Genomic DNA, 19,308 nt, shown 5'->3' on the forward strand with positions numbered 1-19,308 from the left:
TGGCAGGCGAGCGGAAGGCGCGCGCATGAGCGCGCCTCACAAAGTCCTGATCAGCGAGCCGGGACGGCAGGCGCCTTTCCAGCCTTGGATTCCTTCTGGAAGGACTCGTCGAGTTTGGTCAGATAGTCCGTTGGCGAGATCTTCTTCAGCCAGACTTCCTCGATGCCGTTGATGATGTAGCTGTCGGTCGCAGGCGGCAGGAAAGTCCAGGTGGTGTAGCCGTATTTCCCGTCGGCAACCGAAGCGGAGAGGTTCTTCATCGTCTCGGTAAAGAGTGGCGTGACTTCGCTCGCCATCTTGACGCTCGAGATATCCTTGAGCGGGATATTCCATTCGCCCTGCCAGGCGGAGTTCATCGTGCCGTAGACTTCAGGCGAGAAGACGTAATTGATGACCGTGGCCGCACCTTCGGGGTTCTTCGCCTTGGTCGCGATCGAGAAGGTTGAGCCGATGCCGAGCGGGAAGATCGGATCGCCGGACACGCTTGGGAAGCCGACGAAGCCGGCCTCGGATCCGGCTTTCTTGCCGTAGGTCGCGACGTTCTGGAACTGCCATGTGCCGGTCGGCATCATGCCGGCTTTTCCGGAGGCCATCGCGTCAGCCGCCTGCTCGCTGCTCGTCAGCGAGAAGTAGTTCTTGCCGAAATAGCCCTTCTGCCACCACGAGTTCAGACGCTCGATCGACTTGACGAAAGGCTCGGCCGTCCACGGCATTTCGCCACGCAGCGCCTTGTTTAGATTGTCGGGGCCGGCGACGGAATTGAGCGCCAGCGTCACGAACCATTCATTGGCGCCGCGCCAATCGGCATTGCCGGCGGCGAAAGGCGTGATGCCTTCCTTCAGCATAGCATCGGCGAGCGTTTCCATCTCGTCGAGCGTTTTGGGCGCCTGCCAGCCGTGCTTTTCAAACAAGGTCTTGTTGTAGAAAAGACCGACGGTCTCGTAAGTCTTCGGTAGCGCATAGAGCTTGCCGTTATACTCGCCCATTTTCAGGAAGACCGGCAGGATGCGATCCTGCCACTTGTACTTGGCGGCATAGTCGTCGAGCGGCATGAGCTGGCCCGACTGGGCCATTGGCGCGACATAGCTCGGGCCTGCCGTGTAAACGACATCCGGGCCGTTGCCCGAGAACATGGCAACACGCAGCTGCTTGTCGAGCTCGGTGCCACGATAATCGATTTTCAGGCTCTGCTCTGGATTGGCCTTGTCGAAAGGCTCGACGATATTTTCCTTGATCAGCTTCTGCTGATCGGGGGTTGCCTGCTCGTACCACCAGGTCACGCGATCCTGGGCGGCGGCGATCTGAGCGGCGCCGATGACGATGGCGGCAGCGGCAAGCAATTTCGTCTTCATCTTGGTCATGTTCATTCCTCCCTTGTTCGATGGATTAATTCTGTACGTCTGGCGGCGGAGCGACCGATGCACGGATGACGAGCTCAAACGGCATCTCCTCGGGCTGGGCCGGCTCGGTTTCGCGGGAAATCAGGCGCGAGAGAAGTTTTTCGGCAGCGCGCGCGCCGAGGCGATCCTGGAACTGCGCGACCGTTGTCAGCCCTGGAGTAACAAGCGCCGAGGCCATGATGTCGTCGAAGCCTGCGACGGAAATATCGTGCGGCACTGACAACCCGTTTCGAAGCAGGCTCTTGATGACACCAATTGCCATCAAGTCGTTGGCAGCAATGATGGCCGTGACCCGCCGGTCACTCGCCACAATGCGATCCGCCATCTCGCTGCCTGCCTCCACCGTGAAATGCGTGGCCTCCAGAACAATCGGCTCAGCGCCGCTCGCAGCCATGGCATCGAGATATCCCTGGAGACGAACGCTTTGCGGACCACCACGGGCGGCGACCATGGCAATAGCGCGATGGCCGAGGCCGAGAAGATGGGTGGTGACGGCGCGCGCGGCCGCCTGGTTGTCGATAAACAGATCGTCTATCGGAAGCGAACCACCGGATTTGCGCCGCACCTCGATGCGCACGACCGGGACGCCGTTCTTGCCAAGCGGCGCAAGATCGCGGGCGGACAAGTTGAAGAAGACACCAACCACGCCGTCATAGCGCCCCTGCAACGCGGCTGCGACCACCTGCCGTTCGTTCGCGAGCTCGCCTTCAGTATCGATCGTGATCACCTCATAGCCCGCATTGCGCACAACCTTCTGAACGGCAACGACGAGCGAGGGATAAAAAGGGTTCGTCAAATCCGGAACGACGCAGGCAATCACGTGCGATCGGCTGGTGCGCAGCGCCTGGGCAAAGCGGTTGGGCTGATAGCCGAGTTCGGCAATGACAGCCTCAATGCGGTCAGCGGTTTCCGGTGCAACCTTGTCCCTGCCCCCGTTCAAGACAAGCGACACCGTCGCCTGCGCAACGCCTGCTCGCTCTGCCACTTCCTTCTGCGTTATCCTGCGGCCAGCCACATTGAATTCCATTGTTGATACGTAACAATTCATTATTGATACGTATCAATGAGAGAGTCAAGCGACAGTTGACCAAATCTGGAAAACGGGCAGCAGGCGAGTTCGGATTAGGAAAGCGGCTACAAACTTGAGGTTTTGGCGGGCCTGCGACCACTCGATAATTTAGTCATAAACGAAGTGAGGGCTCGGTGGGCGGACATGCACTTAAGGTGTGCGGCCCACGACCGGGCGGCACCTTGCAAGCTGTCATCTGACAAAGCTCAATCCGTGAAAACTTCCGTCATGGCCTTCAAAATAAGAACCGCCGACGCTGCTCCGGGATCGACATGGCCGAGCGACCGTTCACCAAGCCTGGCGGCACGGCCGCGTACCGCGACCATCGAACGTGTGGCCTCAGCCCCTCCCTCGCCTGCCGCGACCACTTCGCGCCACAGTTCCGCAGGCCCGCTCGCGCGCTCCAGTGCCGCGCCGCCCGCCTCTGCTGCGGGGATCCAAGTGTCGAGCATGGTCTTGTCGCCACGTTGGCCCTTGCCTCGCTCTTGTATTCCGAGTGCCATCGCCTGCAACACGCCAACCTGGCCAGCAGCATCCAGAGACTGGCGCGCTTCCAACGCCTTTGCAGCGCGCAAAAAGGCGGTCGCGTACAAGGGGCCGGTCGAGGCCCCCACGGCATTGAGGAAGACAGAGGCGGCGATTGTCATCACTGCCGATGGCGGCATGTCGTCAAGACTGGATCGCGCCAGCTCACTGGAAACGGCACCAAAGCCGAGCAGCATGGTAATGCCATGGTCGGCGTCGCCAATCGCACCGTCAAGCTCGGTGAGGTAATCCTTCTCCGTGGCAATCAGGCTGGATATCCGGTTGAACATCCGGTTCAGTTTGCGCGCGTCGTTCTCTGCCATCGTTTCCCCTCCCATCGTCAGAACGCCCCCGGGCGGCGAGCCGGGCGCATTCTGCTTCTTACGTTATCTTCAAGACTGCGGTGTCGCATGGATGATGCAGCAGCCCCGTCAGTTCCTCATCAAGCTCCATGATGGAGATCGACGCGCCGACCATGTCGAGCGACGTACAGTAATGACCAATCCAGTTTGCCTCGATGGCGATGCCCTTGGCGCTCAAGCGCTGCTCGACGCGACGGAACAGGACATAGAGCTCCATCATCGGCGTCGCACCGAACGAGTTGACGAGGACCGCAACGCGACTGCCTTCGACCGCTTTCATCTCGGCGAAGATCCGGTCCATCACCTTGTCGACGATCTCGTCAGCGCTGATCATCTTCTCGCGAATGACGCCCGGCTCACCATGGATACCCATGCCGAACTCGATATCCTCCGCTCCGATCTCGAAGTTGGGGCGCTGGGTCTGCGGCATCGAACACGCCTCAAGCGCCACGCCGACCGTAAAGGTCCGCATGTTCGCCTTGCGCGTCACGGCTTCGCAGAGGTCCAGCGACAGACCGCGATCGCAGGCCGCACCGGCGATCTTGAAGGTGAAGAAATTGCCGGCCACACCGCGGCGGCCATCGCGGTCCTCGATCGGCGAAGAGGTGATATCGTCTGTGGTCAGAACCGTTCGGATTGGAATACCCGCCGTCTCGGCCATCTCCGCGGCCATCTCGAAGTTCATCACGTCGCCAGCATAGTTGCCGTAAACGAAAAGAACGCCCTCGCCACCGGATGCAGCCTTCGCGCACTGGAGGATGGGGATCGGAGGGGGCGACGAGAAGATGTTCCCGACCGCAGCAGCATCGGCAAGCCCCTTGCCGACATAGCCCAGGAAACCCGGCTCGTGTCCGGATCCGCCGCCGATGACCAGGCCGACCTTTCCGGGCCTTGGCCCGTCCCGCGCGATCAGGGCGCGGTTCGACTTGTCGATCGGCGACAGATATTTGCGATGCGCACGCACCACGCCATCCAGCATCTCCTCGACGATCTTGTCCGGATCGTTCAGAAACTTCTTCACGCGCATTCGCGCAGCGGATGGCAACGGCGCCTGACTTTCTGGCCGCAGACGCTGCGATGACCGCTGATCGATATCGGTCACCCCATCGGCGTTGAGAATGCCGCGGCCGGTCGCAGCGTCCGTGATCAGCACGTTGACATAGCCGCCGCGCAAAGCCGCGAGAATGGCCGGCACCTTGTCGAAGCCGCCTGCAGCAGCGATACGCAAATCGATGTTCTTGAGCATCTCAAGGGAAATGCCGATCGTTCGATCGTCGAGCGGCCCTGCCACCGCGCGGCCATGCACGTCGATGAAACGACCAGCCACCACCCCGACGGCGCCCTTGGCAAGATAATCCTGCAGCGGGACGGACTCGAAAAAGCCGCTGGTATGGATGGTGGAATTGGGACGCAGCGAAGAAATACCGAAGAGCGCCTTGTTGGCTCCGGCAAGCGCGTCGAACTGGCTCTCGATCAAGGGCTCATGCAGAAACGCATCGCGTACGCCGGGGGCGGAGACAATGGCGGGCGCCGAAATATTGATCAGCTTGCCGTTGATGGCCTTGGCGAGCGCCGTCGCACAGAGCTCCGGTGTATAGGCAAAGCTCGCGCGCGTCCCGCCGGTCGCCTGCACGACCGTCACGTCCTGCAACCCGGGAACCTCGGCGTGCTCGCTTATCGCCAGCACCGTACGCCCCCACGACACGGCGATCGTATCACCCGACTTGACCAGCCGGTGCAACGCCTGACCGCCTGCGACACCGATCCTGTCGATCAACGGTCTGGCGGTATCCTCGCTCGGAACGACAAGACAGTCCGTCAGGCCAAAATGCCGTTTGAGTGCCTGTGCCACGGTCAGCGATGCAAGTCGCGCCGGCTCGATCGCGATGTTGACGATGCCGCGCTCACGCGCTTCGGCGAGGTAGCTGTTCACAGTTGCGCGGGATATGCCCATGACGTCGGCGATCTCGCCCTGCGTCAGTCCATCCTCGTAGTAGAGCCAGCACGCCCATACATAGGGGTCGTCGCCGTAGCGCAGCGGCATGGCATCCGGTGCCTGTGCGAGATCGCCCTTGCCTGCGCCGGTTTTTCTCGCCTGCTGTGTCTTAACCGTTGCCACTCTGGAATGAACTCCCGCTTACAATTGCCGGGAAGATGCCGCCAATGCGGCCCGTTTGCAACCGCGCGGCGCGCGACCCGCCGCCAAAGGACGGGCCGCGCTGTCTTGGGAGACAGACTGCGAGATCAAGCGTTTTCCAAGCGAGAAGAGACGCCCACGGAAATCTCTTTCAGAATGAGAGCGCAGGAGGTGGCGCCTGCGTCCAGAATGCCGAGCGACCGCTCGCCGAGACGGCTGGCACGGCCAATTTTCGCGACGAGGTCGATCGTCGAATCGCGTCCCTTCTCAGCGGCATCGGCCAAGGCCGTAAGCGCGTCCGCGAAGGACTTTCCAGACGCTGTGGCTTCATCGAAGGCATTCACCGCCGGGACGAAGGCATCGATCAGCGTCTTGTCGCCGACCTTGGCCGACCCGATCGACTGAATCCCGTCCAGACCGGCATGCAGCATCTCGCTGAACAGCTTGGCATCGATTGCATCCTTGCCTTCGAGCGTCTCGCCGAATTCGGTGAACATCACCCCGTAAAGCGGGCCCATCGAGCCGCCGATCTCCGTCATCAGCAGCGTGCCGAGCGTCTCGAACGCTGCACTGAGCGAGGGGTCCTGCCCCTTCAGTCGCTCCGCCGCCATGCCAAAGCCCTTGGCCATGTTGACTCCGTGGTCGCCATCGCCGATCTTGCCGTCGATCTCGCTGAGATAGGCCCGGTTTTCGATGATGCGTTCCGCCAGCGAAAGGACGATCGCACCCGCCGAGGCGTTCTTGAAAGTTTGCATGTCAGCGTTCCTCAGAGCAAGATTGTGCAGGACGTTTCGAGGTCGAGAAGCGGCTTGGTCTCGGCATCGAGCGCAAAGACCGTCAACGTCGCGCCGACCATTTCAAGCGATGTGAAATAGTTGCCGACATAGGTCTTGTAGACGACGAGGCCGCGGCCGGTGATCTCGCTCTCGATGGTGTCGTTCAGGATATAAAGTTCGTTGAGCGGCGTTGCGCCCAGCCCCGAGACAAGGACCGCAACCTCCGTGCCAGCGGGAAGGTTGTGATCATCGAGAACGATCTTGCACATATCCTTCGCGACGTCAGCGGCCGGCTTCAGCGGCTCGACGCGGACACCAGGCTCGCCGTGATGGCCGATGCCGACTTCCATCGTGCCCGGCTCGATCTGGAAATTCGGATGGCCGACGGCCGGCAACGTGCACGGGCCAAGGCCTACGCCGATTGAGCGGCAGTTGTCGATCGCCTTCTGGGCAGCCGCGCGAACCTCTTCGAGACTCCCGCCCAGCGTCGCCTTGGCGCTGCCGATCTTCCACATGAAAATCTCGCCGGCAACGCCGCGGCGCTTTTCGCGCTCCGACAGCGGGGCCGAGCAGACGTCGTCATTGGCAACGACGGTCGCGACCTCGATACCGTCCTTGGCGGCGAGCTTCGTTGCCATCTTCACGTTCATGTTGTCGCCGGCATAATTGCCGTAGAGGCAGACCACGCCTGCCCCGCCGTCAGCCGCGCGAATGGCATCATGGAAGCTCTTGGCGGTCGGGGAAGAGAACAATTCGCCGACGGCAACGGCATCAAGCATGTTCTTGCCGGTGTAGCCCATGAAGCCGGGCTCATGGCCGGAGCCACCGCCGGTGATGACGCCCACCTTGCCGCTTACCGGAGCGTTCTTGGCGACAACGACGCGCGGATTTTCGGCAAGCCGCACGATATCGGAATGGGCCTTGATGAAACCCTTGACTGTATCCTCGACGACGAGGTCAGGATTGTTGACGAACCGTTGCATGAAGTCTCCTTGAAAATGTCCTGGCGCTTCGGCTCAGAGAATTGTGTAGCCGCCATCGATCAGAAGATCGGCGCCGTTGATCATGTTCGCGCCGTCCGAAACCAGGAAAACGGCGGCAGCAGCGATCTCCTCGGGATAGGCGAAACGGCCGGTGGGGATGCGCTTCTTGGCGGCCTCTCCCTTTTCACCGGCCCAGGCCTTCTTGCCGAGTTCGGTCAGAACCACGGTCGGCGAGATGGTGTTGACGGTGATCCCGTACTTGCCCCATTCGGCGGCGAAGGTTTTCGACATGCCGATGACGCCGAATTTCGAAGCGCAGTAGGCGACATGCTCCTCGATCGCGACCGTGCCCGCCTGCGACGCGAGGTTGATGATCTTGCCGCCGTTTCCTGCAGCGATCATGGCGCGGCCGACAGCCTGGGTGACGAGAAAGCTGCCTTTGAGATTGATGTTGATCGTCTTGTCCCAATATTCGAGCGACAGATCTTCGGCGGGCGCCAGGAAGACGACGCCGGCGCTGTTGACGGCAATGTCGATGCGGCCGAACGCGGCAACGACATCCGATATGGCGCGATTGACCGAGTCCGGCTGGGAAACGTCACAGACGAAGGATTTCGCACCACCACCGAGGGCGGTCGCCTTGGCGGCGGCGATATCGGCATTGATATCGAGCACGGCCACCGTGGCGCCTTTTGCCGTCAGCGCGTCGGAGATCGCCGAGCCAATACCGGATGCGGCGCCGGTCACGACGGCGATCTTGCCTGTCAGGGGGAAATTGAGGTCAATCTGGGGAGCAGTGTCTGTCATCTCTTCAAGCCCTTGCGATGTGGATGCCAGGGCGGCGTTATGCCGCCCCGGCTCTGCGTTCGTTACTTGCGGGATTCGAGCAGCTTGTCGGCGTTTTCCTTGGTGACCGGCGTCCAGGGAACGAGGTAGTCCTTGGAGGCGCCATCTTCCCACTTCATTTCCGGATACTGGGTCCAGATCGCCGATTCCGGCTTGGCGTCCTTGTTCGCGGCCTTGATGGCGACGTCGAGCGCGCCCTGTGCCTGTGCGTTGGCATCCTGCAGGATCGAGGCCATTTCGCCGCGCTTGACGGCATTGATGGCATCGGTGACGCCGTCCACGCCGGCGATTGCGAAGTCTTCGACCTTCAGGTTCGCAGCCTTGATCGCCTCGATGGCACCGAGCGCCATTTCGTCGTTCTGGCCGATGACACCGTTGATCTGGCCCGGATGCGACGTCAGCCAGTTTTCCATCAACGTCTGGGCTTCGGCGCGCGACCAATTGGCCGTCTGCTTTTCGAGAACCTTGACGTCGGGGCACGCCTTGAGCGCCTTCTCGTTGCCTTCAAGGCGCTGGATCTGGCCGGACTGTCCTATCGGGCCTTCGAGGATGACCAGGTTGCCCTTGCAACCCATCTTGTCGAGAACGGCCTTGGCTTCGAGTTCGCCTGCTTCCACGTCGTTCGAGCCGACATAGGAAGTCAGCAGGTCGGAGTTGACGCGGGCGTTGGAGCCGACAACAGGGATACCGGCATCATGGGCGGCCTGGACGGCAGCGGCACCGGCCTCGATATCCATCGGCACGAAGATGATCGCGTCGAACTTCTGGGTGATCATGGTGTTGAACTGTTCCTGCTGGACCAGCGCGTCATAGCGACCGTCGAACACCGTCAGTTCCACCTGACCGCTCTTGACTGCCGGATGCTGCTTCAACGCGGCCGACCAGATCTGCATGAACTCGGCATTCAGGCCGTAGGTCGTGGCGCCGATCTTCAGCTTCTTTTCCTGGGCCATTGCAGGCGCAGTCAGGATCGCCGCACTGGCGATAAGTGCGAGCATCAACTTCTTCATCTGTTTCTCCTCCATAGAGATGTCCGGTCGCCGTTATGACGCGCGGTTTGCCAACGGATCGCGGATACGATCCGAATTATCAGGTCAGAGACCTTGATTTCGCTTCTGGTCCAGCATCACGGCGCCGACGATGAGCGCGCCCTTGAGCACCTGCTGGTAGTAGGATTGGATACCCATCAGATCGAGGCCGTTGTTCATGACACCGATGATGAGCGCGCCGATCAGCGTTCCGGTAACCCGACCGACGCCGCCCGAGAGGCTGGTGCCACCGATGACGACGGCTGCAATTGCGTCGAGTTCGTAGGCAATGCCAGCCTGCGGCAGTGCCGATCCCGTGCGGGCGGAGAGTATCATCCCGGCGAGACCTGCAAGCGAGCCCGAGATGCCGTAAACGGCGAAGCGGATACGGGTGACGTTGATACCCGAGGTGATTGCTGCATGCGGGTTGCCGCCGACGGCATAGATGTAACGGCCAAAGCGCGTGCGCGTCAGGACCCACCAGGACACAATGAAGACGGCGGCAAGGATGACCACCGGCATCGGCACACCGAGAATGTTTCCGGTGCCAATCCAGCGGAACTCCGGAATCAGTGCCGGCACAGGCTTTCCGCCGCCGTAGATCAGGGTCATGCCGCGTGCTGCCGACAGCATGCCGAGCGTGGCAACGAAGGCGGGGACGGCGAAGCGGGAAACGATGAAGCCTACGATGGCGCCACAGGCCAGGCCCACGCCGATACCGACCAGCAAAGCGACGGCTGCAGGATAAGGCGCACCCGCAATACCGGCTGTTGCCGAGGTCGTGACGAAACTGGCGCTGACGATGCCGGCGAGCGCCACGACCGATCCGACCGACAGATCGATGCCGCGCGTCAGGATGACGAAAGTCATGCCGATCGCGAGTACACCGTTGATCGACGTCTGCAACAGCACGTTCGAGATATTGCCGGCCGTGAGGAAGTACTCGTTGGATAACGACAAGATCACGGACAGAAGCAGGAAGGCGAGAAAGATGCCGTATTCCTGAATGAGCAGCCTGCGGCGATCCGAGTTGAACCAGCCCGTCGTTGGTTTGTTATCTGTAAGGGACACTGTTTCTGACCTCTTCCCATGCCGATCCGTATTGAGAAATTCGCGGTGCGCCGATCACGTCGACAGATGCACCAGCGCCTGCGCGTCGGTCTCCGACCGCGGATAGACGCCGGCCGAACGACCATTGCGCATGACAAGAATGCGGTCGGACATGCCGAGCACCTCGTCGATCTCCGATGAAATCATCACCACCGTGCCTCCCGCGGCCGCGAATTCGCAGATGATGCGATAGATTTCGCGCTTGGCGCCGACATCGACTCCTCGTGTCGGCTCGTCCAGCAACAACACCTTCGGATTGCGCAGGAACCACTTGCCTAGAACAACCTTCTGCTGGTTGCCGCCGGATAGTCCCGAGACCGCCATGGTGTCGCGTGCGGTCTTGATACCGAAGCGTTCGATCATCTTTTGGCTGGCAGCCTGCTCCTGGCCGCGACGCATGATGAAGCCCGGGCTGAATTCCGGCAGGCTGGCGAGCGCGATGTTGCCCCTAACGCTGTCGACGAGGTTGAGGCCCGTCAGCTTGCGATCCTCGGTGACAAAGGCAAGCCCGTGCTCCATCGCGTCGACTGGCTTGCTGACGGTGATCGCCTTGCCATCAAGCTTGATCTCACCCTTGTCCATCCGGTCTAGACCGAACAGACAATTGAAGATCTCAGAACGGCCGGAGCCCATCAGCCCGTAGATACCGAAGATTTCGCCTTTCTTGACGGAGAAGGACACATCATCGACCTTGCCCGTCGCGCTCAAACCCGTGACCTCAAGCCCGGTGACGTCAGTCGGCGTGTTTGTCTTCACATATTCTTCGCCGAGTTCACGGCCGACGATCATGCGGATTAATTCAGGACGATCGATATCCGCAAGATCGCCCGCACCGATATACAAGCCATCACGGAACACGGTGTAGGCGTCGGCGATCTGGAAAATCTCGGACAGTCGGTGGGAGACGTAAACGACACCCTTTCCGGCAGCTTTCAATCGCTCGATGGTCTTGAAAAGCTGCTGCGCTTCCTTCTCGCCGATCGCCGACGTCGGCTCGTCCATGAAGATCACTTCTGCATCGTGGCTCAGTGCTTTGGCGATTTCGACCAGCTGGATCTGCGCAACAGACAGGTTCATCATGAATTGCGTCGGACGGATGTTGAACTCGAGTTGCTCGAGCAGCCGCTGCGCATTCTGGTTCATCGTCTTGAAGTCGATGCCGCCAAAGCGGCCTTTGGGCTCCCGACCGAGATAGATGTTTTCCGCAACCGTCATGTGCGGCACGGGGCTGAGCTCCTGCTCGATGATGGCGATGCCTGATGCCAAGGCGGCCGCCGGACCGGAGAACTCGACGTCTGCGCCGCGGCGGCGGATCGATCCGGCGTCGCGCTTGTGAATGCCCATCAGGATCTTGAGGAAGGTCGATTTCCCTGCGCCATTGCCTCCACACAGTGCATGCACGGATCCAGCCTTGAGCTGAAAACGTCCGTCACGCAGCGCTGCGACACCATTGAAGGACTTTTTCAGCCCCTCGACTTCAAGAAGATATTCCACGTCCATCCCTCCCAGCATCGTCCACCGGTCAGGTGGATCGATGGATCATCGCGCCTTCTCCATTGGAGCGATTTTTACAATTGTCAGCGACATTGCGACAATTGTCAATCCTGCAGTCGCTCGTTTCTTGAAGTGGAGTTTTTTCGTCGAACAGTCTGGCTGCGAAGACGCCGAGAGCGACGTGTTCGACGGGGCGCGCGCGGGGCCAGAAAATAGCCAGCGCTGCGATATGAGAGCAAAGCGTTGCGTCGACATAATAAGCTTCGGCGCTCCAATCCTCCCATCTGGCTGTCACCAAGGCACCGCGAACGCGGCGCCTCGTATAATTGCCTCGAATAAAATTGATGACCGCAAGCGTGTCCGTCGCACGCTATGGACCGACATCCGCTGGGGACGGCTACCGTCGCGCTCTGGTCCACTGGCTGGCCGGCGACGTGCGCATTCCGGCGAGACGCACGGCGCATGCTGTGCTCGACCGGTACGGCCTTGTGAGCCAGGCCCGCAAGAGGAACCGAGCGAACAAGGCCGTGGGCACGACACTGTCGATGGCCGTCGCTACCAACGGGCTCTACAATCTCTCGAAGCTGTCGGTCTGGTGGCTCAGGCTCGGCATCGTCGTCGAACGCATCCGCCCCGGCCATCCGCAGGAGAACGGCCGCCATGAACTCATGCACCTGACGCTGAAGAAGGAGGCCACCCGGCCGCCGGGACGCAATATTCTGCAGCAGCAGATGCGCTTTTACCAGACCTCGCCGCGCCCCTACGAAAGACTGCCCGAGATCAGCTACCCTTCCACGACCGCGATGCCATCGTCACCAATTGCGGCCGTCTGTGCATCCATCGCAAGAAGCTCAACATCTCGACCGCCATGGCCGGCCAGAAACTCGGCCTCAAGGAAGTCGACGACGGCATTTGGCTCGTCAGTTTCCTGCGCCATGATCTCGGATATATCGATCTCGAACAGAGGACTTTGCAAACAATCGACAACCTGTGCGGCACGAGGTTGTCACCTATCTCTTAGCTACGGATTGTTATCTATGTGTCCGGGTCGGACACAAGTGTCGTTGGTTGCGGAGGCCTGACTGCAAGAAGACTTGCAAATTTCCTTGCTATTGAAGGAATCCGAACCAACGGGTCAGCAGTTCTGCTGGCTTGATATCGTACCGGCAGGGCGACCAAGTGCAGAGGAGACTGTCTCTAACTCGATCAGTTCAACAACGTGACAAATCGATATTTTCCAATCGGGCGCCCAATTCAGTCGCGCCCATCCTCCAGCGGGACAGTGTTTTCGCTGTAGGGTGTATTTCTTTGGCGGACAGCTTTTGCCACAGCGACACTTGCCGAGCCCGACAAGCGAGTGCCCCCCAGCCTCACTGACATCGCCGAAACTCTTCCTACAGACTAAAGGTGCCGATATGCTGAATAACCGCAGCCTCGACCGACCATCAAGGTGTCCTTGAAATCGACTCTCTCGTTCATCTTCTGACACCCCATGCTATAGTTCCGGGCTTCGTTTTCACCTTAGCTCGAAAGCGACTCGAGATCTCGTATGGTTTCAGATGAGCGCTTGATTGGCCGATATTCCAATCCGACAGCACCAGTGTATCCATTAGCGAACAGCCAGTTCAATCTTTCTTTCAGGTCGATTGTACCAGAACCCGGCTCGTTGCGACCGGGGTGGTCGGCGATGTGCATATGGAAGACCTTGCGCATGTCCGAGCCGATGACCGTTTCAGTGGCCTCGCCCATCACCGCCGAATGATAGAGATCGTAGATGATGCCGATCTCGTCGCGGCCGGTCTCGTTGGCGATATCCAAGCCTTCGCGCGTCGAAGGCAGAAAGTAGCCGATGTGATCGATCGTCGTGTTCAGCGGCTCGACGCCGAGCCTGATGCCGGTTCCCTGGAGCACTTCGCCTGCCCGCGTCAGTGTCGTAATCAGGGCAGAGCGTTGCGCGGCACGCGGCACCGCCACGAGATCATCACCCACCTGCGCGATCAGCGTCTTCGCGCCAAGCCGCTTGGCAACGGCGATCGATTGCTCGAGACCGCGCAGAAAGGCGTCCTGGTTGGCGATGTCGGTCAGCGGGATCATCGGTTCGGCGACGAAGCTCGTCAGCTCGACGCCGGTTTCCTGAAGCGCGGCTTCGATCTCGTCGAGATCCTTGTTCGTCCATTTCCAGAATTCGACGGCTTCGACGCCGTTTTCCCTGGCCAGCCGGATGCGGTCGCCGAAACCCTCGGCTTCGTCGGAGAACAGCCATTCTATGCAGGCAGATAGCTTCATCGTCTCGTCCCTCAGTTCATTCGATAGTCGATCAAGACCTGCATGATGTCAGCGGCCCTGTTGTCCACCAACTCATAGCCATCGCCGGCTTTGGCGATCGGGAAACGGTGGGTGACGAACCCCTTGAGGTCCGCCGCGTATTCTCGGAGAAATTCCTGGGCGATCTCCGACCGGCGGCCCATGGACCAGAGAGGCCCCAGGAGCGGATTGACCGCGCCGACCTGCGAGGAAATGATGCGCGGCCGATTATGGTGGAATTCGCCCGACAGGCTCAGCGTCTCGAAGGTGCCGCCATACCAGGAGAGCGCGATCACCGTGCCGTTGAACCCGACCGTGCGGATGGCAGAATTCAGGGCCGGCGCCGCACCCGACACCTCGATGCAGAAATCCGCGCCACGGCCGTCGGTGATATCGCGCACCGCCTCTGCCACCGTCGCGGACGGCTCAAGCAGATGGGTCGCGCCGCCGGTCTTGGCGGCTTCGCGGCGCGAGGCAACGCCATCCACAGCAATGATCCGCCGCGCGCCGTTTCTCTTCAGAAGGCGGACGATGATCTGGCCGATAACACCCAATCCCATAACCACCACGTCGGCGCAGAGCGGAATATTCGCATCGAGAAGGCCGTTATAGGCCGTGTTCATATTGGCGGTGAACACGCCGATTTCCGGATCGGGCAAATCCCCCAGGGGAATGACCGCATCCGCGCCGACAATCGCGTGATCGCCATGCGGCGAGTAGGAGTAGACAAGATCGCCCTCCCAAAGAGCTGTCACGCCCTGGCCAAGCGCCGACACGCGGCCGACCATCGCGTAGCCGTAGCGCGCCGGCCACGTCCAGGATGAGCCGTTCGCCGACGAAAACAGCCGCGTCTTCGGATCCATCGTCTGCCGCCATTGCGGCGCCAGTCCCCGGTAGACGTTGAGCTCAGTACCTGCGCTGATGCCGGAAACGATCGCCGTGAGCTGAACCTCGCCTGGACCTGGCGCGCGCAGATCCTCCTCCTCGATCGTGGTTGCCCTTGGCCCGGTGAAATAGAGTGAGCGCGTGCGCATGATGAGAATTATCCTTTCACGCCACCGGCGCTGAGGCCGCCAACGATTTGATTCCTGAACATCAGAAAGAGAATGACGACGGGCGCGGCGATCACGACACCGCCGGCCATGACCTCGCCCCAGCTGAAGGAATAGGGGTCGAAAAGCGTCTGCAACGCGAGCGGCAGCGTCTTGACCTCAACCTTGGTGATCAGCGACAGCGCCATCAGGAACTCACCCCACGAAAGCACGAAGGCGAAGGTCCCCACGGCCACTACCGCGGGCCGGATCAAGGGAAAGGTGATACGATAGAGCGCGCCGAGCCGAGAGCAGCCGTCAATGAGGGCGGCCTCCTCGAGTTCGACGGGCACGCTGTCGACATAGCCCTTGAGCATCCACACGGCGATCGGCAGGCCGAGTGACAGGTGAATGAAGGCCAGAGCGCCCAGGCTGTTCGTCAGGCCGAGGCTCCGCGCGATCATGACGATCGGCACGATCACTGCCACGGCCGGCAGCATCTGCGTGCCGAGAATGAGAAAGCCAATGATATCGCGGCCGAGATACTTGAAACGGCTGAGTGAGTAGGCGGCCGGCACTGCCAGGATCAGCGTCGCCACCGCCGTAACCGCCCCGACGATCAGGCTGTTCCTGAGCGCGACAAGGAAATCGCTGCGGGCGAGGATCGCCTCGAAATGCTTCAACGTGAACGAACCGGAAATGAGACTGCCGCTCATGATGTCCTGATCGGGCTTGATCGATGCGACGAACACCCAGAGGATCGGCAGCAGCATCAGACCCAGCGCCAGCACCGTCAGGCAATCCAGCATGACTTCCTGTGTGTGGCTGCGCTTCATGATTGCCTCCTCTGCAGACGGAGCGTGAGCAGGGCCGAGGCGAACAGCAGGACGAGCATGACGATGCTGATCGCGGCGGCATAGGCCGGGCGAAGATCGACAAAGACCGCCTTGAACATGGCAATCCCGAGCGTCGTCGTCGCGTCACCCGGTCCGCCCTTGGTCATGATCCACGGCAGGTCGAAACTGTAGAAGGCGAGGATGCCGAGAACGAGGCTGATGATGACGAGCGTGTCACGGATCGCCGGGAAGGTTACGGCGGCGAAGCGGTGCAGCGGTCCGGCGCCGTCGACGGCGGCGGCCTCGTACAACTCGCCCGGGATTGCCTTCAGCGCCGCCAGCAGCGCCAGAACGAGGAACGGGGCGCCCTTCCAGCCCGATATGAAGATGATCACGGCCAAAGCCTTGTTCGGATCGGTGAATACATTGCTGTCTCCGGCCAGCCCAACCAGATGCAGGACATGGTGGATGGGACCGACCTGGCTGTCGAGCAGGAACCGCCAGCCGTAGCCGAGCACGATGAACGGCATGACCCAGGGCAAGAGGATCACCGCCGACGCCAGCCGCGCAATCGGCGTTTCCCGATTGAGCAGCAGCGCAAGAGGAAGAGCAATCGCGATTTCGACCGCCACCGTTCCCAGCGTCCAGATCACCGTCCGGACGAATGCCGACCAGAGGGCATCATCCATCAGGAGTTCCCGATAGTTGATGAGACCGCCCCAGGCCGGCACCGGGTTGCGCAACAGGTACCAGTCCTGGAAGGACAGCCACACGTCATAGGCCAGGGGAACCACAGCGATCGCGAATGCTGCGCAGGCGGCAGGCAGGATCAACGCGTAGGGGAGAGGATTGAACCGGGCTTGCCTCTTGCGTGCCATCCCGGCCCCTCCCCATGCTTCGATAGTGTCGACGGCCATGGCAGCCTCCGGCTTTTCAGGAACGGGATCAGCGGGCGAGCGTCTTGTCGATGTTGACGCAGAGCTGCTTGGTCGCGGCCTCGACGTCCTGCTGCCCGAGCGCCACCGCCTGAACGGCCTTCTGGATCGTATCGACCTCGAGCTGACCCATCTGCGGAATAGCTTCGTGCGGATACTGATAGGGACGGGCGTTCTGCAGCTGCTCGACGAAGAGCTTGTAGGGGAACTCATCCCACGGCGCCTGCTTGGCGATCTCGATGCTGCCGGGAATGAAGCCGCCGGCCGTCGCAAGCGCCTTCAGGCCTTCGCCATGCGTGGCGTACATGATCCACTTGGCGGCCGCATCCTTGTTGGCCGATGCGTTCCACAGAACGAGCGGCCAGCCGCCGAGGAAGCCGTCGCGCCCCTTCGGACCGGCGGGAACCATGGCGATATCGACCTGATCGAGAAAAGCAGGCTTTTCCTTCTGCAGATCGCGATAAAGGCTCGGGTCGGAGAGAATCATGGCGTATTTGCCGTCCAGGAAGCCACGGCGGAAGGTGTTCCCGTCCATCGTGCTTGCATCGGGATGCGTGGCCTTGTCCTTGTAGACGCTGACATAGGTCGTCAGCGCATCCTTGAACTGCGGGGTGTCGAAGCCGCATTTGCCTTCCGCCGTCAGCATGGAGGCACCGTAGCCGAGATAGGCGCTCATGAAGTTCTGCACGGTGAAATAGTCGAGGCTCATCGACAGGCCCATACCGTAGACACCGTCACCCGTCAGCTTCTTGGCGGCTGCCGCTAGCTGCTCCCAAGTTTCCGGCGCCTTGTCGATGCCGGCCTTCTTCAGCAGATCCTTGCGGAAGTACAGCGCGCGCGTTTCAACTGAGACCGGCGAGGCCCACCAATGATCGGCGAGATGATAATAGCCCTTGTCGCCGGGCCAGGCATTGCTGGCGACATCGGTCTTGTTTTCGGTGTCATAAGCCTTGAAGTAGGCATCCAGCGGCTCCAGCGCACCCGCTGCCTGGAACTGTGCGACCACATTGTTGCCAAGCATGGAGACGTCGGGCAGTCCGCCGGCCGTCAGCGCGCTCACCAACCGTTGCTGCTGCTCGGACCATGGCACGATTTCCATGTTGACCTTGATATCGGGATTCTTCGCCTCAAACCCTTCGATCGCCGCCTTCCAAGCGGCAATGTCGTTGGGGTTAGTGCTGAACTGCCAGAACGTGACGTTCTCGGCGGCATACGACAGTGAAGATGCACTCAACAGGGCTGCGAGCCCTGCTGTCCAGACAGCGAACTTTCTCATGGGTCCCTCCTCCAAGGTTCCGAGACCGCCCTCCTCGGTGGCTATGTCATCGTTGACATGTGTCATCGTTAACACTCCTCCCGTGAGGGGTCAACGATTTTGTATCAGGCCTGAAGTTTCGAGGTCGAGGCGCGCTCGATCAAGCTTGTCTGCAGCAGAAGTGCGCGATCCAGCGCGCGTCCCTCGATACCGGCGAGCGCCAACGCGAACCCGGCCTCTCCAAGCTCAGTCATGGGCTGCGCGACCGTTGTCAGCGGCGGCGTCAGATTAGCGGCCAGCGTATCGTCAAAGCCCACGACCGAGACGTCGCGCGGCACCGACAGACCGGCTTCATAGAGGGACTGCAGCACGCCGGCCGCCAGAATATCGCAGGTGGCAAAGATCGCCGTCGGCCGCTGCGGAAGCAGGAGCAACCGACGGCCATGTTCATAGCCCTCGGTGCTTGAAGCCAGCGGCGGCTCGTTGTTATAGCGTCCGAGCCTGATCATCGCGGGATCAACCGGCAATCCCGCCTCTGTCAACGCATCGGTGTACGCTGCAAGCCTGTCGTCCTCGACGGAACGGCCCCTGCCCGGATCCGGCCAGAACAGCGCAGGATCGCCGCCCAGGAAAGCAATTCGTCTGTGGCCGAGATCGATCAGGTGCTTCATCGCATCGCGGGCGCCCACATAATTGTCGACGCGCACGAAAGGCGCGTCTGAGGTGGTCGCCCGCTCGATCTCGACGACCGGGATGTTCGCCGCCAGCGCCAACTGCACCGCTTCAGGTCCGCTCGCGTGATTGAAGACAATGGCATCGACCTGCCGTTGCCGGAACGAGTGCACAGCGTGCGCCTCGCGCTCGGCATCGCCGCCGTGATTGACGATGATGGTGCTGTAGCCCTCCCGAAGCGCCGCCGCCTCGAAGCCACGCGCGACGTTCACGAAGAACGGGTTGACCGTTATCGACGAGACGATGAAGCCGATGGTGAAGCTGCGGTTGGTTCGAAGCCCGCGCGCGACAATGTTCGGCTGATAGGAAGTCAGACGCACGACCTCCTCGACCTTGCGGCGTGCCTCGTCGGAGACATAGCCGTTGCTCTTTAGAACACGGTTGACGGTGGCGGTGGAGACCCCGGCCATCTTCGCCACTTCGATTAACGTGGGATTCTTCACCGCCATCCTCCCGGTTTCCTCCGGCAACGGATAGGACGGCGG

16 protein-coding genes and 1 pseudogene are annotated in these 19,308 nt (G+C 61.0%); 1 reads left to right on the top strand and 16 read right to left on the bottom strand.

Translation table 11 applies throughout. The annotated features are described in order from the left end of the window. Positions 1-50 precede the first annotated feature (50 nt). The 10 genes from ACODTZ_RS06125 to ACODTZ_RS06170 all read right to left on the bottom strand — a co-directional run bounded on the left by ACODTZ_RS06125 (position 51) and on the right by ACODTZ_RS06170 (position 11,730). Complete coding sequence (locus tag ACODTZ_RS06125; protein ID WP_489024517.1) at positions 51-1,361, bottom strand: ABC transporter substrate-binding protein; 1,311 nt, start codon at positions 1,359-1,361, stop codon at positions 51-53. Positions 1,362-1,386: 25 nt separating this feature from the next. Then, positions 1,387-2,385 (bottom strand): LacI family DNA-binding transcriptional regulator, encoded by a 999-nt coding sequence (locus ACODTZ_RS06130; protein WP_156144857.1) that lies wholly within the window; start codon positions 2,383-2,385, stop codon positions 1,387-1,389. A 290-nt stretch (positions 2,386-2,675) separates the two neighbouring features. After that, on the bottom strand, positions 2,676-3,317 hold the full coding sequence (dhaL, locus tag ACODTZ_RS06135; RefSeq protein WP_489024518.1) for a dihydroxyacetone kinase subunit DhaL: 642 nt from the start codon (positions 3,315-3,317) through the stop codon (positions 2,676-2,678). Between the two features lie 58 nt (positions 3,318-3,375). Continuing rightward, complete coding sequence (locus ACODTZ_RS06140; RefSeq protein ID WP_489024813.1) at positions 3,376-5,400, bottom strand: bifunctional sugar-binding transcriptional regulator/dihydroxyacetone kinase subunit DhaK; 2,025 nt, start codon at positions 5,398-5,400, stop codon at positions 3,376-3,378. A 200-nt stretch (positions 5,401-5,600) separates the two neighbouring features. Next, on the bottom strand, positions 5,601-6,248 hold the full coding sequence (dhaL, locus tag ACODTZ_RS06145) for a dihydroxyacetone kinase subunit DhaL (RefSeq protein ID WP_489024520.1): 648 nt from the start codon (positions 6,246-6,248) through the stop codon (positions 5,601-5,603). Between the two features lie 11 nt (positions 6,249-6,259). Beyond that, complete coding sequence (locus ACODTZ_RS06150; protein ID WP_489024522.1) at positions 6,260-7,252, bottom strand: dihydroxyacetone kinase subunit DhaK; 993 nt, start codon at positions 7,250-7,252, stop codon at positions 6,260-6,262. Between the two features lie 33 nt (positions 7,253-7,285). Next, positions 7,286-8,059 carry an SDR family oxidoreductase gene (locus ACODTZ_RS06155; RefSeq protein ID WP_489024523.1) on the bottom strand — a complete coding sequence of 258 codons (774 nt, stop codon included), beginning with the start codon at positions 8,057-8,059 and terminating at the stop codon, positions 7,286-7,288. Positions 8,060-8,121: 62 nt separating this feature from the next. Continuing rightward, positions 8,122-9,108: a substrate-binding domain-containing protein gene (locus ACODTZ_RS06160; protein WP_018897678.1), complete on the bottom strand. Its 987-nt coding sequence runs from the start codon at positions 9,106-9,108 to the stop codon at positions 8,122-8,124. An 84-nt stretch (positions 9,109-9,192) separates the two neighbouring features. Then, complete coding sequence (locus ACODTZ_RS06165; RefSeq protein ID WP_489024525.1) at positions 9,193-10,197, bottom strand: ABC transporter permease; 1,005 nt, start codon at positions 10,195-10,197, stop codon at positions 9,193-9,195. A gap of 54 nt (positions 10,198-10,251) precedes the next feature. Then, the gene (locus ACODTZ_RS06170) at positions 10,252-11,730 is read right to left on the bottom strand and encodes a sugar ABC transporter ATP-binding protein (RefSeq protein WP_112942328.1); all 1,479 of its coding nucleotides are present in this window, start codon (positions 11,728-11,730) and stop codon (positions 10,252-10,254) included. Between the two features lie 401 nt (positions 11,731-12,131). Between ACODTZ_RS06170 and ACODTZ_RS06175 the strand changes: the two are divergent. Next, positions 12,132-12,751 (top strand): annotated as a pseudogene (locus ACODTZ_RS06175) (hypothetical protein); the annotation flags it as partial. 500 nt (positions 12,752-13,251) lie between these two features. On the opposite strand, the gene ACODTZ_RS06180 reads toward ACODTZ_RS06175, so the two are convergent. The 6 genes from ACODTZ_RS06180 to ACODTZ_RS06205 all read right to left on the bottom strand — a co-directional run bounded on the left by ACODTZ_RS06180 (position 13,252) and on the right by ACODTZ_RS06205 (position 19,266). Then, on the bottom strand, positions 13,252-14,016 hold the full coding sequence (locus tag ACODTZ_RS06180) for a TIM barrel protein (protein ID WP_489024527.1): 765 nt from the start codon (positions 14,014-14,016) through the stop codon (positions 13,252-13,254). Positions 14,017-14,027: 11 nt separating this feature from the next. Next, complete coding sequence (locus ACODTZ_RS06185) at positions 14,028-15,068, bottom strand: zinc-dependent alcohol dehydrogenase (protein ID WP_489024529.1); 1,041 nt, start codon at positions 15,066-15,068, stop codon at positions 14,028-14,030. Positions 15,069-15,076: 8 nt separating this feature from the next. Next, a complete protein-coding gene (locus ACODTZ_RS06190) occupies positions 15,077-15,901 on the bottom strand; it encodes a carbohydrate ABC transporter permease (RefSeq protein WP_489024531.1) in 825 nt (274 codons plus the stop codon). Then, on the bottom strand, positions 15,898-16,818 hold the full coding sequence (locus tag ACODTZ_RS06195) for a carbohydrate ABC transporter permease (protein ID WP_489024533.1): 921 nt from the start codon (positions 16,816-16,818) through the stop codon (positions 15,898-15,900). The genes ACODTZ_RS06190 and ACODTZ_RS06195 overlap by 4 nt, the downstream gene beginning before the upstream one ends. A 28-nt stretch (positions 16,819-16,846) precedes the next feature. Further along, the gene (locus ACODTZ_RS06200; protein ID WP_489024535.1) at positions 16,847-18,112 is read right to left on the bottom strand and encodes an ABC transporter substrate-binding protein; all 1,266 of its coding nucleotides are present in this window, start codon (positions 18,110-18,112) and stop codon (positions 16,847-16,849) included. Positions 18,113-18,216: 104 nt separating this feature from the next. Beyond that, positions 18,217-19,266: a LacI family DNA-binding transcriptional regulator gene (locus ACODTZ_RS06205; RefSeq protein ID WP_489024537.1), complete on the bottom strand. Its 1,050-nt coding sequence runs from the start codon at positions 19,264-19,266 to the stop codon at positions 18,217-18,219. Positions 19,267-19,308: the final 42 nt, after the last annotated feature.

This window comes from Rhizobium sp. FG113 (assembly GCF_057809895.1).